Origin of the sequence: Streptomyces sp. SID5643 (assembly GCF_009872555.1) — a bacterium.
Classification (GTDB): Bacteria; Actinomycetota; Actinomycetes; order Streptomycetales; family Streptomycetaceae; genus Streptomyces; species Streptomyces iakyrus.
In genome coordinates this window covers 1-14,438 of the sequence record NZ_WWIC01000191.1, presented here as the reverse complement: position 1 = coordinate 14,438, position 14,438 = coordinate 1, and the positions used below count along the sequence as shown (strand labels likewise).

Sequence of the window (14,438 nt, the reverse complement as noted above, 5' to 3'; positions counted from 1 at the left end):
ACGACGAGGTTCGAACTCGCGACCTCAACCTTGGCAAGGTTGCGCTCTACCAACTGAGCTACGTCCGCATGCGCTCCCGGTCAGCTTTCACCGACCGGTGCAGGCACCAGCCTACCTGATCCACAGGAGTGGTCGGTATGGCGATGCAGAGCGGGTGACAGGAATCGCACACTGCGCCTTCCCCCTGGAAGGGGGATGTTCTACTACTGAACTACACCCGCATGTTTCCGTGAGCCGGGCCTTTCGGCCTCGCCCCTCGGCGTGCTCCAGACTCTAGCTGATCAGCCCGGGGGCTGCGCAAGTCGGTTGCCGCGAGGGGCGGGTGGCCGGCCGTGGGGCCGGGCTCGACGGGCCGTCACTGCGCGGCGGTGAACGCCTCGTAGACCTTCTTGGGGATGCGCCCGCGCGCGGGGACCTCCATCTTGTTGGCCTGGGCCCAGGCGCGCACGGCCGAGGGGTCGGGGGCGACCTCCGTCTGCCGGTACGCCTTGCCCGAGCGGGACCGCTTGCGGCCGGCCTCCACATAGGGCGCGAGCGCCTGCCGCAGTTCTCCGGCGTTGACTTCGCTCAGGTCGATCTCGTACGACTTGCCGTCCAGTCCGAAGGCGATCGTTTCCGTCGCTTCCGAGCCGTCGATGTCGTCAAAGAGAGTGACCACGACCTTCTGCGCCACGAATATCGGTCCCTTCATGCGGCACTTTGCCAATTCATTTGTACAGTGCCTGGCAATACATTGTGAAGCCCGACTAAATCCTTCCGCGTGTCAGAAGGCAATGGGTGCCGGGTGTCGATCCGGAATCTTTCCCCGAAAATTTCGCGTGCGGGTCCGTCGATGCCGGACCGTGATGACGGTCTCGTAGTTTCCTACAAGTCGACGCGCGTAGAATTTTTGTGCGGGTAGTCTGAAGGAACCTGCTCAGCACCACACACCGGGAGTGCCAGTGGCACGCGTCGTAGTCGACGTCATGCTCAAGCCGGAGATCCTCGACCCCCAGGGCCAGGCGGTGCAGCGCGCACTGCCGCGGCTGGGTTTCGACGGGATCTCGGACGTCCGCCAGGGAAAGCGTTTCGAACTGGAAGTTGACGGGCCGGTCGACGAGGCCGCCCTCGCCCGCATTCATGATCTTGCGGAGTCCTTCCTCGCGAACACCGTGATCGAGGACTTCACGATCCGTGTCGAGGAAGTCGCGGAGGCCGTGAAGTGACCGCTCGTATTGGCGTCGTCACTTTTCCCGGCAGCCTGGACGACCGTGACACACAGCGCGCGATCCGGGTCGCGGGCGCCGAGCCGGTCGCCCTGTGGCACAAGGACAAGGACCTCAAGCAGGTCGACGCCGTGGTGTTGTGCGGTGGTTTCTCCTACGGCGACTATCTGCGCGCCGGGGCCATCGCCCGTTTCTCGCCGGTGATGGAGCCCCTGCTGGAGCAGGCGAAGGCCGGTCTGCCGGTGCTCGGCATCTGCAACGGCTTCCAGATCCTCACCGAGGCCCATCTGCTGCCGGGCACGATGCTGCGCAACGACCACCTGCACTTCATCTGCCGCGACCAGAAGCTGCGGGTGGAGAACGCCGAGACCGCCTGGACCACCGACTACTCGGCGGGCCAGGAGATCCACATCCCGCTGAAGAACAACGACGGGCAGTACGTCGCCGACGAGCGCACCCTCGACGAGCTGGAGGCCGAGGGCCGGGTCGCCTTCCGGTACGTCGACTTCAACCCGAACGGCTCGCAGCGCGACATCGCCGGTGTCACCAACGCGGCCGGGAACGTCGTGGGCCTCATGCCGCACCCCGAGCACGCCGTCGAGCCGCTGATCGGCACCGGTCGCACCGACGGCCTCCCGTTCTTCACCTCGATCCTCAAGAAGCTGGTCAACGCATGAGCCGGACGCCTCTGGACACGGTCGAGCACGCGGCCGCGACCCCCGACGTCGAGCTGCCCTGGGCCGAGCTGGGCCTGAAGAAGGACGAGTACGAGAGGGTCGTCGAGATCCTCGGCCGCCGCCCCACCGGCGCGGAGCTGGCCATGTACTCGGTCATGTGGTCCGAGCACTGCTCGTACAAGAGCAGCAAGGTGCACCTGCGCCAGTTCGGCGAGAAGGCCCCCGAGTCCGACGCGATGCTCGTCGGCATCGGCGAGAACGCCGGTGTCGTCGACGTCGGCCAGGGCTACGCGGTCACCTTCAAGGTGGAGTCGCACAACCACCCCTCCTACGTCGAGCCCTACCAGGGCGCGGCCACCGGCGTCGGCGGCATCGTCCGCGACATCATCGCGATGGGCGCCCGCCCGGTCGCGGTCGTCGACCCGCTGCGCTTCGGCGCGGCCGACCACCCCGACACCAAGCGCGTCCTGCCGGGCGTCGTCGCCGGCATCGGCGGCTACGGCAACTGCCTGGGGCTGCCCAACATCGGCGGCGAGGTCGTCTTCGACGCCTGTTACCAGGGCAACCCGCTGGTCAACGCCGGCGCCATCGGCGTCATGCGGCACGAGGACATCCACCTCGCGAAGGCCTCCGGCGCCGGCAACAAGGTCATCCTCTACGGGGCCCGCACCGGCGGCGACGGCATCGGCGGCGCCTCCATCCTGGCCTCCGAGACCTTCGACGACGCCAAGCCCTCGAAGCGCCCGGCCGTGCAGGTCGGCGACCCCTTCCAGGAGAAGCTCCTCATCGAGTGCACCCTGGAGGCCTTCGCCGAGAAGCTGGTCGTCGGCATCCAGGATCTCGGCGCGGCGGGCCTGTCCTGCGCGACGAGCGAGCTGGCGTCCAACGGCTCCGGTGGCATGCGCGTCACCCTGGACGACGTCCCGCTGCGCGACTCCACGCTCTCGCCCGAGGAGATCCTCATGAGCGAGTCGCAGGAACGGATGTGCGCGGTCGTCGAGCCGGAGAAGGTCGACCGCTTCCTGGAGATCTGCGAGAAGTGGGACGTCATCGCCACCGTCATCGGTGAGGTGACCGACGGCGACCGCCTGGAGATCTACTGGCACGGCGGCAAGATCGTCGACGTCGACCCGCGCACGGTGGCGCACGAGGGCCCGGTCTACGAGCGCCCCTACGCCCGGCCCTCCTGGCAGGACGAGCTCCAGGCGGACGACGCGAACAAGCTGCCCCGGCCGGAGACGTCCGAGGAGCTGAAGGACCAGGTCCTGAAGCTGGTCGGCTCTCCGAACCAGGCCTCCAAGTCCTGGATCACCAGCCAGTACGACCACTTCGTGCAGGGCAACACCGTCCTCGCCCAGCCCGAGGACTCCGGCATGATCCGGATCGACGAGGAGACCGGCCTCGGCGTGGCCATCGCCACGGACGGCAACGGCCGGTACGCCAAGCTCGACCCGTACCACGGCGCCCAGCTGGCCCTGGCGGAGGCGTACCGCAACGTCGCCACCACCGGCGCCAAGCCGCTCGCCGTCTCCGACTGCCTGAACTTCGGCTCGCCCGAGGACCCGGCGGTGATGTGGCAGTTCGCGGAGGCCGTGCGCGGTCTGGCGGACGCCTGCCAGCAGCTGGGCACCCCGGTGACCGGCGGCAACGTCTCCCTCTACAACCAGACGGGCGAGGCGGCCATCCACCCGACCCCGGTCGTCGCGGTCCTCGGCGTCATCGACGACGTGGCCCGCCGCACGCCGGTCGCCTTCCAGGAGGAGGGCCAGCTGCTCTACCTCCTCGGCGACACGCGGGAGGAGTTCGGCGGCTCGGCCTGGTCGCAGGTCGTGCACGACCACCTCGGTGGTCTGCCTCCGAAGGTCGACCTGGAGCGCGAGCGGCTGCTGGCCGAGATCCTGATCTCCGCGTCCCGCGACGGCATGATCGACTCCGCGCACGACCTGTCCGACGGCGGTCTGATCCAGGCGGTCGTCGAGTCGGCGCTGCTGGGCGGCAAGGGCGCCCGCCTGATCGTCCCGGACGGTCTGGACGCCTTCACCTTCCTCTTCTCCGAGTCGGCGGGCCGTGCGGTCGTGGCCGTGCCGCGGTCGGAAGAGGTCCGCTTCAACGACATGTGCGGTGCGCGGGGCCTGCCCGTCACCCGCATCGGTGTCGTCGACGGCGACACCGTGGACGTCCAGGGCGAGTTCGCGCTCACCCTGTCCGAGCTGCGCGAGGCGCACGAGGGCACGATCCCGGCGCTGCTGAAGTAGGCAACCCGTTCCGAAGCCCCCGCCCGGTCCGCCGGGCGGGGGCTTCGCTCTGCCCGGACGGCTGCGGGTACCGGGAACTCTTGCACGAGATTACGTAGTTCCGTAATATCGAAGCATGGACCTGGAACAGCGCGTCACAGACCTTGAACGCCGTCTGGTGGCCCTGGAAGGCGCCCGGCACACCGACCCCCGCATCGACGGGGGCGACTTCTGGGCTCTGAACGGGCTGAGGGAGCACCTGTCCGAGGCGGGGGTGGAAGACGGCGGTGTCCTCTACACCGGTTCCGTGGGCCTGCCGACGGGTGAGGAGTACTCCTGGCAGCTGACTCTCCTCACGGAGGACCTGCTGGAGGGCGACTGGACGACGGCCGCCGAGTCGTTCGCGGCGCTCGGCCACCCGGTCCGGATCCGTCTGCTCCGCGAGATCCTCGGCGGCCGGCGCACCGCGACCGAACTCGCCGAGCTGGACGAGGTCGGCACCACCGGCCAGATCTACCACCACCTGCGCCAGCTCACCGCCACGGGCTGGCTCCACACGACCGGCCGGGGCCGCCACGAGGTGCCACCGGGCCGGGTCGTACCGCTCCTGGTGGCCCTGGCGACGACCCGCCCGTAGCGGAACCGGGGGAGAACCGAATGTCCGCACGCAAGCTCGGCATGGTGACCTACCGCGTTCTGTGGCTGGTCTTCTTCGGACTGATAGCCGCCGACCTGGGTTTCGGCCTGTCGGCCGGCCCCTGGTGGTGGAACTTCGCGCCGGTGGTCCTGGCGTACACCGTTGTCCTCCTGGTCAACCGGTGGGGCGGCGCCCCCGACCGGCCTCGCGCGCCCCGTGAGCCCGTCGAGGTCGCTCCGCCCGTCACCGGCCGCTGGTCCGCGCTGAACAGCCCGGCCGACCGCACGCCCAGCCACGGCGTGCACAGCTACGGCCAGACGTTCGCCATCGACATCCTGGCCGAGCCCGAGCCGGGTGCCCGCCCGGCCTTCGGATGGCTGTGGCCGCTCGCCCGCCGTGCCCAGGACTTCCCGGCCCACGGCGCCCCTGTCCTGGCGGTCGCCGACGCCACGGTCGTACGTGCGCGAGGCCGGCAGCGCGACCACCTCAGCCGCACCTCCTTGCCCGGGCTGCTGTACCTGATGCTCGTCGAGGGGACGGTGCGCGAGATGGCGGGCGTCAGCCGCATCCTCGGCAACCACCTGGTCCTCGACCTCGGCCACGGCACCTTCGCCGCCTACGCCCACCTCCAGCGCGGCTCCCTCACCGTCCGCGAGGGCGATCGCGTCCGCGCCGGACAACTGGTCGCCCGCTGTGGCAACTCCGGCAACTCCTCCGAACCGCACCTGCACTTCCAGCTGATGGACGGCCCGGATCCGGACGCGGCCCGGGGTGTCCCCTTCACCTGGCACGGCATCGGGGTCCCCCGCAACGGCGAGACCTTCGAGGCACCCCCCACTGTCACAGCCCGCGCCTAGGCTGGCCCCCATGCCCCCGGCCAAGAAGCGCACCCGCAGCTACGACCCCGTCAAGATCCGCGCAGCCGTGCTCGCCCAGTTCGGGCACGTACGGCAGGCCGTTCCGGCGCTCACCCCCGAGCAACTGGATCTCCCCACCCGGCTCGGCGACTGGACGGTGCGGGAACTCGCCGCGCACGTGACCATGGCCGTGGAGACGGTCAGCCGCAACCTCGACCGCGAGGAACCGGCGAAGGCGGACCTGGCCCTGCTCGACTGGCCCTTCGCCACCGCCGCCCGCGCCCTGGGCATCGCCGACGACACCCGGCGGCTCGCCGATGCCCATCCCGACCTCCACGCCCTCTACGCGAGCACCGCGGAGCGCCTCACCAAGGCCCTGGCCGATGCCCCCGGCACCCGCCTGCTCCCCACCCGCACCGGCGCCCTGCCCCTCGCCGACTACCTCGTCACCCGCACCGTCGAGCTCGTCGTCCACACCGACGACCTCAACGCCGCCGTCCCCGGCCTGGACATCCCCTACGACCGGCAGGCCCTGGCCGCCTGCACCCGGCTGCTCGCCGATGCGCTGGCCGCGAAGGCGCCCGGGGGCTCGACGGAGGTGCGGGTGCCGCCGTACGCGGTGGTGCAGTGCGTGGAGGGGCCGCGGCACACCCGGGGCACCCCGCCCAGCGTCGTCGAGACGGACCCGCTGACCTGGATCCGGCTGGCCACCGGGCGGGTGGAATGGGCGCAGGCCCTCCAGCAGGCCAAGGTCAGCGCGAGCGGAGAGCGGGCGGACCTGTCGGCCCATCTGCCCCTGATGCAATAAGGGGAACCGATCCGCCCGGGTCGCCCGTCGAAGGGGCATGGACAGGCAGAAGCAGCGCATGACCCTGACGGCCGCAGCCATGCTCGTCCCGCTCCTGGCGGCCTGTGGCAGCGAGAAGGCGGGGGGCGGCAGCGGCTCGGTCGGCGCCGACAAGCCGATCACCGGTGTGCGGTGGAACGTGGAGAGTGTCACCGCGGACGGCAGGACGCAGAAGGCCCCGTCCGGCGCCCACGTGACCCTCGACAAGGGCCGGGCCGAGGGCAGCCTCGGCTGCAACACATTCAGCGCCGAGGCCACCGTCGACGGCGACCGCGTCCGGCTCGGCAAGACCAGGGCCACCCAGATGGCCTGCGAGGGCACGCCCGTCGCGTTCGAGACGACCCTCGTGAAGGCCTTCTCGGACCAGGAGCTGACGGCGAAGACGGACGACGACCGTCTCACCCTCACCACCGGCCGGGGCGACACCGTCCGCCTGACCGAGGCGAAGGACGCCCCGCTGGCCGGCACCAGGTGGACCGTCACGACACCGAAGGCCGACGGCCGCGCCCACCTCACCTTCGACGAGAAGAAGGGCACCGTCTCCGGCCGCCTCGGCTGCAACAAGGTGAACGCCCAGGCCACGGTCAGCGACGGCCATATCACCCTCGGCCCCCCTGCCACGACCCGAATGATGTGCGAAGACTCACTCATGACCGCCGAGAAGACCCTGCTGCGACTTTTCGACGGGAAGCCGAAGTACCGAGTCGATCACCAAACCCTCACGCTGACCAGCGAAAACGGGACGAGTGTGCGAGCGGTCGCCGAGCAGTGATCCACCGGAAAGTCCGCTATCCCCAATTCGGACCAGTGGTCGACCTCGCCTACACTCGGTGGCGTGCCACGTGGTGACGGACGACTCAACCACGACCTGCTCCCCGGTGAGAAGGGCCCCCAGGACGCTTGTGGCGTCTTCGGTGTCTGGGCTCCGGGCGAAGAGGTCGCCAAGCTCACGTACTTCGGGCTCTACGCCCTCCAGCATCGAGGCCAGGAATCCGCGGGAATCGCGGTCAGCAACGGCTCACAGATCCTCGTCTTCAAGGACATGGGCCTGGTCTCGCAAGTCTTCGACGAGACCTCCCTCGGCTCGCTCCAGGGTCACATCGCGGTCGGACACGCCCGCTACTCGACCACTGGTGCCTCCGTCTGGGAGAACGCCCAGCCGACCTTCCGCGCGACCGGACACGGATCCATCGCGCTCGGCCACAACGGCAACCTCGTCAACACCGCCCAGCTCGCCGAGATGGTCGCCGACCTGCCCAAGCAGGAAGGCGGCCGCACCCCGCGCGTCGCGGCGACCAACGACACCGACCTGCTGACCGCGCTCCTGGCGGCCCAGGTCGACGAGGACGGCAAGCCCCTGACCATCGAGGAGGCCGCCCACACGGTCCTCCCGCAGGTCAAGGGAGCCTTCTCGCTCGTCTTCATGGACGAGCACACCCTGTACGCGGCCCGCGACCCGCAGGGCATTCGCCCGCTGGTCCTCGGCCGGCTGGAGCGCGGCTGGGTGGTCGCCTCCGAATCCGCAGCCCTCGACATCTGCGGCGCCTCTTACGTCCGCGAGATCGAGCCGGGCGAGTTCGTCGCCATCGACGAGAACGGCCTGCGCACCTCCCGCTTCGCGGAAGCGAAGCCCAAGGGCTGTGTCTTCGAGTACGTGTACCTGGCCCGCCCGGACACCGACATCGCCGGCCGGAACGTGTACCTCTCCCGCGTGGAGATGGGCCGCAAGCTCGCCAAGGAAGCCCCGGTGGAGGCCGACCTGGTGATAGCGACCCCGGAGTCCGGCACGCCCGCGGCGATCGGCTACGCGGAAGCCTCCGGCATCCCCTTCGGCGCCGGCCTCGTCAAGAACGCCTACGTCGGCCGGACGTTCATCCAGCCCTCGCAGACCATCCGCCAGCTGGGCATCCGCCTGAAGCTGAACCCGCTGAAGGAAGTCATCAAGGGCAAGCGCCTGGTCGTCGTCGACGACTCGATCGTGCGCGGCAACACCCAGCGCGCCCTGGTCCGCATGCTCCGCGAGGCGGGCGCGGCCGAGGTCCACATCCGGATCTCCTCGCCGCCCGTGAAGTGGCCCTGCTTCTTCGGCATCGACTTCGCCACCCGCGCCGAGCTCATCGCCAACGGCATGACGATCGACGAGATCGGCACCTCCCTGGGCGCCGACTCCCTGGCCTACATCTCCATCGACGGCATGATCGACGCGACCACCATCGCCAAGCCGAACCTGTGCCGCGCCTGCTTCGACGGCGAGTACCCGATGGAGCTCCCGGACCCCGAGCTGCTCGGCAAGCAGCTGCTGGAGACGGAGCTGGCCGCCGGCCCGGCCGCCACGGCCGCCGCCGACGCGATCCGCCGCCCGTAGACGGCCCGTAACACCTGCCGTACGACACAAAGGTTCTTATCGTCATGCCTGACACAACTGGTGCCAGCTACGCAGCCGCGGGCGTCGACATCGAAGCGGGCGACCGCGCCGTCGAACTGATGAAGGAGTGGGTGAAGAAGGCCCAGCGCCCCGAGGTCCTCGGCGGCCTCGGCGGCTTCGCCGGCCTCTTCGACGCCTCCGCCCTGAAGAACTACGAGCGCCCCCTGCTGGCCTCCGCCACGGACGGCGTCGGCACCAAGGTCGACATCGCCCGCCGGCTGGGCGTCTACGACACCATCGGCCACGACCTGGTCGCCATGGTCATGGACGACATCGTGGTCTGCGGTGCCGAGCCGCTGTTCATGACCGACTACATCTGCGTCGGCAAGGTCCACCCCGAGCGGGTCGCTGCCATCGTCAAGGGCATCGCCGAGGGCTGTGTGCTCGCCGGCTGCGCCCTGGTCGGCGGCGAGACGGCCGAACACCCGGGCCTGCTGGGCGAGGACGACTTCGACGTCGCCGGCGCCGGTACGGGCGTCGTGGAGGCCGACCGGCTGCTCGGCGCGGATCGCATCCGTACGGGTGACGCGGTGATCGCCATGGCGTCCTCCGGGCTTCACTCGAACGGGTATTCCCTCGTCCGTCACGTCCTGCTGAACCAGGCGGGCCTGGCCCTGGACGCGCACATCGAGGAGCTCGGCCGCACCCTCGGCGAGGAGCTGCTGGAGCCGACGAAGATCTACTCGCTGGACTGCCTGGCCCTGATGCGCACCACCGAGGTGCACGCCTTCAGCCACGTCACCGGCGGCGGGCTCGCGGCCAACCTGGCGCGGGTCATCCCGGACGGCCTGCACGCGATCGTGGACCGCTCCACCTGGACGCCGGCCCCGATCTTCGACCTCGTCGGCCGCACGGGCAGCGTCGAGCGTCTGGAGCTCGAGAAGACCCTGAACATGGGCGTCGGCATGATCGCGATCGTGCCCCAGGAGTCCGTGGACGTGGCCCTGGCGACCCTCACCGACCGCGGCGTGGACGCCTGGGTGGCCGGAGAGATCACGGACCGGGGCGAGCACCCCACCGGTGCCGCCCTGATCGGTGACTACGCGAGCTGAGACCCGGGGGTCGTGACCCTGAGGCAGCACAGAACCCGGTCGGTGACCGAAGTCACCGACCGGGTGAGTGCTCTAGTGCAGGGTCAAGCGCCGCGACGATGCTGCGAGGACTGGTCGTCCTCGTCGTCGTCGTCCTCATAGAGGTCGGCGTACCGTGCGTACAGGTCGTCGTCCTCATCGTCTTCGAACGGCTCGCCGTTAGGCGGCTGCGGATTCGAAGGCGATGCACCCAGCTCCTCAGCCAGGCGTGAGAGGTCAGTCCCACCGCTGTTGTACTTCAGCTGGCGGGCGACCTTCGTCTGCTTGGCCTTGGCCCGGCCGCGCCCCATGGCTCGACCCCCTCAACGACGGGGCTCGACGGCCCCAGAGTCTTGACACGCGTTCATGGTCCGGCACGGTCTCTCTGCGGAGAGACCGGTCCGTAGGGCTTCCACGGTACCTGAGCCCGCGCCCATACGGTACGTCGCCCGCATGACGTGCCCGCGCCCAGGACCTTCGAGGCGCCCCGTCCTCGCTGGTCAACCGCGATTTTAACCACTTATCGGCGGTCGACCCGCCGGTAGAAGTGAGAGTTCTCTCTAACTGCCCACCGGCGGGTACCGGCCAAACGTACGAGGCGCCCCGGATGGCCCGGGTCAGCGCGCCCGGCGGGCCAGGGCCGCGTCGTGCATCCGCTGCTCGGCGATCCGGTCGGCCGCCGCGGCCGGCGGAATGCCGTCCTCCTTCGCACGTGCGAATATGGCCAGCGTGGTGTCGAAGATCTTCGACGCCTTCGCCTTGCACCGGTCGAAGTCGAAGCCGTGCAGCTCGTCGGCGACCTGGATGACCCCGCCGGCGTTCACCACGTAGTCCGGCGCGTAGAGGATCCCGCGGTCGGCGAGGTCCTTCTCCACGCCCGGGTGGGCGAGCTGGTTGTTGGCGGCGCCGCAGACCACCTTGGCGGTCAGCGCGGGCACGGTGTCGTCGTTCAGGGCACCGCCGAGCGCGCAGGGGGCGTAGATGTCGAGGCCCTCGGCGCGGATCAGGGTCGCGGTGTCGGCGACGGCCGTGACGCCCGTCGGGTGCGCCGCGAGGATCCGGCCCACGGCCTCCTCGCGCACGTCCGTGATGACGACCTCGGCGCCCTCCGCCCGCAGGTGCTCGACCAGGTGGTGGCCGACCTTGCCGACGCCCGCGATGCCGACCCGCTTGCCCCGCAGCGAGGGGTCGCCCCACAGGTGCTGCGCGGAGGCCCGCATGCCCTGGTAGACGCCGTAGGCGGTGAGGACGGAGGAGTCCCCGGCGCCGCCGTTCTCGGGGGAGCGGCCGGTCGTCCAGCGGCATTCGCGCGCCACGACGTCCATGTCGGCGACGTACGTACCGACGTCGCAGGCCGTGACGTAACGCCCGCCCAGGGAGGCGACGAACCGGCCGTAGGCGAGGAGCAGCTCCTCGGTCTTGGTCTTCTCCGGGTCGCCGATGATCACGGCCTTGCCGCCGCCGTGGTCGAGACCGGCCATGGCGTTCTTGTACGACATCCCGCGGGCGAGGTTCAGCGCGTCGGCGACGGCCTCGGCCTCGTTGGCGTACGGGTAGAAGCGCGTACCGCCGAGCGCGGGGCCCAGAGCGGTGGAGTGGAGGGCGATGACGGCCTTGAGGCCGCTCGCGCGGTCCTGGCAGAGCACGACTTGCTCATGTCCGCCCTGGTCCGAGTGGAACAGGGTGTGCAGTACATCAGCAGGTGCGCCGGTTACGTCGGTCACTGTGGTGACTCCTGAGTAAGTTGCGGCGGGTGGAGACCAGCTCCCCGTGTGGGTGGCGGGGATCGTTGAGCATGAGATTAGAGCCTGTTCGGCCCGCCGACCGCACAGTGCACAGGATCACCTCCGACCGGAGTACACCCGTGCGACGATTTGCATAGATTTCCCGCGCGATCGTGAGTGGGTTCCGCAGGTTTTCACGGCGGTGCGCGGGGGAGGGAGCAGGCGTGCCCAAGGTGACCTCGGTGATCGTCCCCTACGCGACCTACCTGCGCGTGTACGAACCGCTGGCCGCCTTCCCCGAACCGGAGCGCAGCCACTGGGCCCGCTACGCCCGCCGCACGGACCGGCCTTCGTACCAGGACGAACTCAGGCGCGCCCTGGCCGACTTGGCGCCCGTACCGCCGGTCCCGGTTCCGGTGCACGAGAGCGAGGACGCCTTCGTGCTCGACGTCGACGGCGTCGTCTGCGTGTGCCCCTGGCGCACCCGGCTGCGCGGCTGGCTGGCCCTGGACGAGCTGAGCGAGGAGCTGCCCCCGCCCGTCATGGACGCGGTCCTGCCGCCCGTCCTGCGGCGCCAGGCCTCCCAGGACTACGAGCGCTGGCTGGCGATCAACCCGGACGCCCGCCCGTGGATCCGTACGGCCACCTGGCAGGTGCCGATCAACTGGTTCGTGCTGGTCTCCGACGAGGAGCGCGAGTACGACAAGGGCGACAGCACGGGCGGCCCGCCGGTGCTGCGTTACCGGACCCCCATGGTCCAGGCCCGGCGGCGGGTGGCCCGGGGCCTGCGCGCCCTGAGGGAGGCCATGGACGAGGGGCCGCTGATCGACGGCCTGATGGACGTCGGGCGCTGGCTGGAGGAGTTCCACCCGCGCTCGCTCGTGGAGCTGGACTACGGCGGCCTGGTGCACGCGGTGCCGGCCGGGGCGCTGGAGGACGACCACTCCGCGGCGGACGTGGCCGAGGGCATCGCCGCGCTGCGCAGGGGCGACGGGGCCGCCGCGGGGGAGGCCTACGCCCGGCTCGTGGAGCGGTGGCGTTCGGTGCGGGATCTGCGGTCGGCCAACTGACCCCTGACCTTGATCTCCGTACAGACCGCTCGCATTCGGTCACGAACTGACGTTTGACGAACCGCCCGATGTGGGGTTTCGTCCTCGCACCGAGTTCCTGAAGCGGGCTGTGCGTCTCCTGAGGCGTCGTCAACAAGGGACGTAGGGACCGATCCGGGCAGACCTCTCAAGTAGGCCAAGCGTGACGGACTACACGTACGAGGCTCTTGCGTCCCTTGCCCCTCCTCATGCCAAAATAGGACAAGGAGTCCGGGGAGGGCTCCTTCCGTCCCATGGTCCAGCACTATGGGTGGAATCTCAGCATTGCACGCTTTGGGGGGTCTCGTGACTTCCTGATCACCCTGTGACTGATCGTCACAGCGGTGTGACTGTCCGCTATGGCATGGTCCATCGGCTTCCGTCGCTGATGAACACCTGGAGGGGCAATTCCATCGGTTTGGCCGACGCGGCTGGACAGATGGTGTAGTTGTAGTGCCGAGGACAAGCCGTTCGTCCTATAACCGACTCGACTCGCGTCCGCCATTTCGGGCAACGCGGGTCAAGGTGCAGAATTTAGAGGAAAGAACCGAGAAGGTTCGGTTCTCCCGAGGAGGCCGCTCATGACCGCTCGCACCCCTGATGCCGAGCCGCTGCTGACCCCGGCTGAGGTCGCCACCATGTTCCGTGTGGACCCGAAGACGGTCACGCGGTGGGCGAAGGCCGGCAAGCTCACGTCGATCCGCACGCTCGGCGGGCATCGGCGCTACCGCGAGGCCGAGGTCCGCGCTCTGCTCGCGGGCATCCCGCAGCAGCGCAGCGAGGCCTGAACAACTGAATAACCGGGCAAACCGGCTGGTTCCCCCAACTGGCCGCGGCGTCCGGACCACAGCTCCAAACGACGCGGAGCCTGCCCCAACAGGCCCCACGCCCAAGCCGTTCAAGGCTTTCCAGGCATACAGCAGGGTGCGTCGTCGATCGCGCTGGACTCCGCCGGGTCCAGCGCGATCTTTTTTGTGCGCCCGCGAGGAGTCTGGCGGTCCTGCTGTGGGCAGCCTTGTAGGAGCCTGGGGGAGGGTGTCGGATCGGCTGTGTGCGGCACCTCGGGCAGGGTGCAATTGCACATATTAAATTGACCCATTGTAGGCGGGGTGTAAGTACCGCACTTTCCAAAACCCATGCGGTGACACCCGTCACATACCAAGCGGCTTGTTAGCTCCACCGCAGGTGCTGTAAAGAAGCCGCCGCCTCCAGCAGCCCCTGCCCGCACGGGTGTTGAGGGTGCTCGCGGATCAGGCGGAGGCCCGGCTCTCGTCCTCCCGGGCCCGGGCCGTGCCCTGGGCGGCACGCGGTGCGGACTCCAGTGCCAGCCGCAGCAGGTGACGGCAGATCGGGCAGTGCCGGGTGAGGTGCCGGTACGACGACGCGGCCGACAGGTGCGCGCGCAGCAGAGCCCGCGTCTCGTGCCTCGCCGCTGTCGCCATGTGCCACCTCCAGGAGGCCGCACGGACGACGGCCCTGGTTCTGGGGTACCGACGGATTGAGGGGCCGTCAAGACGGCGTGTGACGCCCCGAAGGGCCTGCGAGGAGGTCAGGGCACACGAAAGAGCCCGGATCCGAAGATCCGGGCTCTTTCACTGCGGTCCTGACGGGATTTGAACCCGCGGCCTCCACCTTGACAGGGTGGCGAGCACTCCAAACTGCTCCACAGGACCA

15 protein-coding genes and 2 tRNA genes are annotated in these 14,438 nt (G+C 69.5%); 11 read left to right on the top strand and 6 right to left on the bottom strand.

What is annotated here, in order from left to right:
- Positions 1-149: 149 nt before the first annotated feature.
- Both GTY56_RS21805 and GTY56_RS21800 read right to left on the bottom strand, forming a co-directional pair.
- Positions 150-221: transfer RNA gene (locus GTY56_RS21805), tRNA-Gly, on the bottom strand.
- A 134-nt stretch (positions 222-355) separates the two neighbouring features.
- A complete protein-coding gene (locus GTY56_RS21800; protein WP_033314310.1) occupies positions 356-673 on the bottom strand; it encodes a histone-like nucleoid-structuring protein Lsr2 in 318 nt (105 codons plus the stop codon).
- A gap of 268 nt (positions 674-941) precedes the next feature.
- On the opposite strand from GTY56_RS21800, the gene purS reads away from it, so the two are divergent.
- From purS to purM, 9 genes are all read left to right on the top strand, one after another.
- Positions 942-1,205, top strand: a complete 264-nt coding sequence (purS, locus tag GTY56_RS21795; protein WP_033314267.1) for a phosphoribosylformylglycinamidine synthase subunit PurS — start codon at positions 942-944, stop codon at positions 1,203-1,205.
- A complete protein-coding gene (purQ, locus tag GTY56_RS21790; RefSeq protein ID WP_161367042.1) occupies positions 1,202-1,882 on the top strand; it encodes a phosphoribosylformylglycinamidine synthase subunit PurQ in 681 nt (226 codons plus the stop codon). Before purS ends, purQ begins: the two co-directional genes overlap by 4 nt.
- The gene (gene purL / locus GTY56_RS21785) at positions 1,879-4,137 is read left to right on the top strand and encodes a phosphoribosylformylglycinamidine synthase subunit PurL (RefSeq protein ID WP_161367041.1); all 2,259 of its coding nucleotides are present in this window, start codon (positions 1,879-1,881) and stop codon (positions 4,135-4,137) included. Before purQ ends, purL begins: the two co-directional genes overlap by 4 nt.
- A 115-nt stretch (positions 4,138-4,252) precedes the next feature.
- Positions 4,253-4,753: an ArsR/SmtB family transcription factor gene (locus tag GTY56_RS21780; RefSeq protein WP_161367040.1), complete on the top strand. Its 501-nt coding sequence runs from the start codon at positions 4,253-4,255 to the stop codon at positions 4,751-4,753.
- A gap of 20 nt (positions 4,754-4,773) precedes the next feature.
- Positions 4,774-5,610, top strand: a complete 837-nt coding sequence (locus tag GTY56_RS21775) for a M23 family metallopeptidase (RefSeq protein ID WP_161367039.1) — start codon at positions 4,774-4,776, stop codon at positions 5,608-5,610.
- 10 nt (positions 5,611-5,620) lie between these two features.
- Positions 5,621-6,418: a maleylpyruvate isomerase family mycothiol-dependent enzyme gene (locus GTY56_RS21770; RefSeq protein WP_161367038.1), complete on the top strand. Its 798-nt coding sequence runs from the start codon at positions 5,621-5,623 to the stop codon at positions 6,416-6,418.
- A 37-nt stretch (positions 6,419-6,455) separates the two neighbouring features.
- A complete protein-coding gene (locus tag GTY56_RS21765) occupies positions 6,456-7,229 on the top strand; it encodes an META domain-containing protein (protein WP_161367037.1) in 774 nt (257 codons plus the stop codon).
- Positions 7,230-7,292: 63 nt separating this feature from the next.
- Entirely contained in the window at positions 7,293-8,822 is a 1,530-nt protein-coding gene (purF, locus tag GTY56_RS21760; RefSeq protein ID WP_161367036.1) for an amidophosphoribosyltransferase, read from the top strand.
- 44 nt (positions 8,823-8,866) lie between these two features.
- Positions 8,867-9,934, top strand: coding sequence for a phosphoribosylformylglycinamidine cyclo-ligase (purM, locus tag GTY56_RS21755; protein WP_161367035.1), 1,068 nt, complete (start codon positions 8,867-8,869; stop codon positions 9,932-9,934).
- An 83-nt stretch (positions 9,935-10,017) separates the two neighbouring features.
- On the opposite strand, the gene GTY56_RS21750 is transcribed toward purM, so the two are convergent.
- Both GTY56_RS21750 and GTY56_RS21745 read right to left on the bottom strand, forming a co-directional pair.
- The gene (locus GTY56_RS21750; protein WP_030251636.1) at positions 10,018-10,263 is read right to left on the bottom strand and encodes a DUF3073 domain-containing protein; all 246 of its coding nucleotides are present in this window, start codon (positions 10,261-10,263) and stop codon (positions 10,018-10,020) included.
- Positions 10,264-10,569: 306 nt separating this feature from the next.
- Positions 10,570-11,676 (bottom strand): Glu/Leu/Phe/Val dehydrogenase dimerization domain-containing protein, encoded by a 1,107-nt coding sequence (locus tag GTY56_RS21745; RefSeq protein ID WP_161367034.1) that lies wholly within the window; start codon positions 11,674-11,676, stop codon positions 10,570-10,572.
- A 224-nt stretch (positions 11,677-11,900) separates the two neighbouring features.
- Here GTY56_RS21745 and GTY56_RS21740 point away from each other — a divergent pair, with 224 nt between their 5' ends.
- Positions 11,901-12,746 carry a DUF8083 family protein gene (locus GTY56_RS21740; RefSeq protein ID WP_161367033.1) on the top strand — a complete coding sequence of 282 codons (846 nt, stop codon included), beginning with the start codon at positions 11,901-11,903 and terminating at the stop codon, positions 12,744-12,746.
- A gap of 599 nt (positions 12,747-13,345) precedes the next feature.
- Positions 13,346-13,552, top strand: a complete 207-nt coding sequence (bldC, locus tag GTY56_RS21735; RefSeq protein WP_003949541.1) for a developmental transcriptional regulator BldC — start codon at positions 13,346-13,348, stop codon at positions 13,550-13,552.
- A gap of 462 nt (positions 13,553-14,014) precedes the next feature.
- Here bldC and GTY56_RS21730 read toward each other — a convergent pair whose 3' ends face one another.
- Positions 14,015-14,206: a DUF6274 family protein gene (locus GTY56_RS21730; protein WP_161367032.1), complete on the bottom strand. Its 192-nt coding sequence runs from the start codon at positions 14,204-14,206 to the stop codon at positions 14,015-14,017.
- Positions 14,207-14,362: 156 nt separating this feature from the next.
- Positions 14,363-14,437: transfer RNA gene (locus GTY56_RS21725), tRNA-Asp, on the bottom strand.
- Between the last annotated feature and the right edge of the window lies 1 nt (position 14,438).

Excerpts from the sequence above, each read along its gene's own strand:
- purM (WP_161367035.1), top strand. The coding sequence starts at position 8,867 with ATGCCTGACACAACTGGTGCCAGCTACGCAGCCGCGGGCGTCGACATC.
- GTY56_RS21750 (WP_030251636.1), bottom strand. The coding sequence starts at position 10,263 with ATGGGGCGCGGCCGGGCCAAGGCCAAGCAGACGAAGGTCGCCCGCCAG.
- GTY56_RS21765 (WP_161367037.1), top strand. The coding sequence starts at position 6,456 with ATGGACAGGCAGAAGCAGCGCATGACCCTGACGGCCGCAGCCATGCTC.
- GTY56_RS21775 (WP_161367039.1), top strand. The coding sequence starts at position 4,774 with ATGTCCGCACGCAAGCTCGGCATGGTGACCTACCGCGTTCTGTGGCTG.
- GTY56_RS21770 (WP_161367038.1), top strand. The coding sequence starts at position 5,621 with ATGCCCCCGGCCAAGAAGCGCACCCGCAGCTACGACCCCGTCAAGATC.
- bldC (WP_003949541.1), top strand. The coding sequence starts at position 13,346 with ATGACCGCTCGCACCCCTGATGCCGAGCCGCTGCTGACCCCGGCTGAG.
- purL (WP_161367041.1), top strand. The coding sequence starts at position 1,879 with ATGAGCCGGACGCCTCTGGACACGGTCGAGCACGCGGCCGCGACCCCC.
- GTY56_RS21780 (WP_161367040.1), top strand. The coding sequence starts at position 4,253 with ATGGACCTGGAACAGCGCGTCACAGACCTTGAACGCCGTCTGGTGGCC.
- GTY56_RS21730 (WP_161367032.1), bottom strand. The coding sequence starts at position 14,206 with ATGGCGACAGCGGCGAGGCACGAGACGCGGGCTCTGCTGCGCGCGCAC.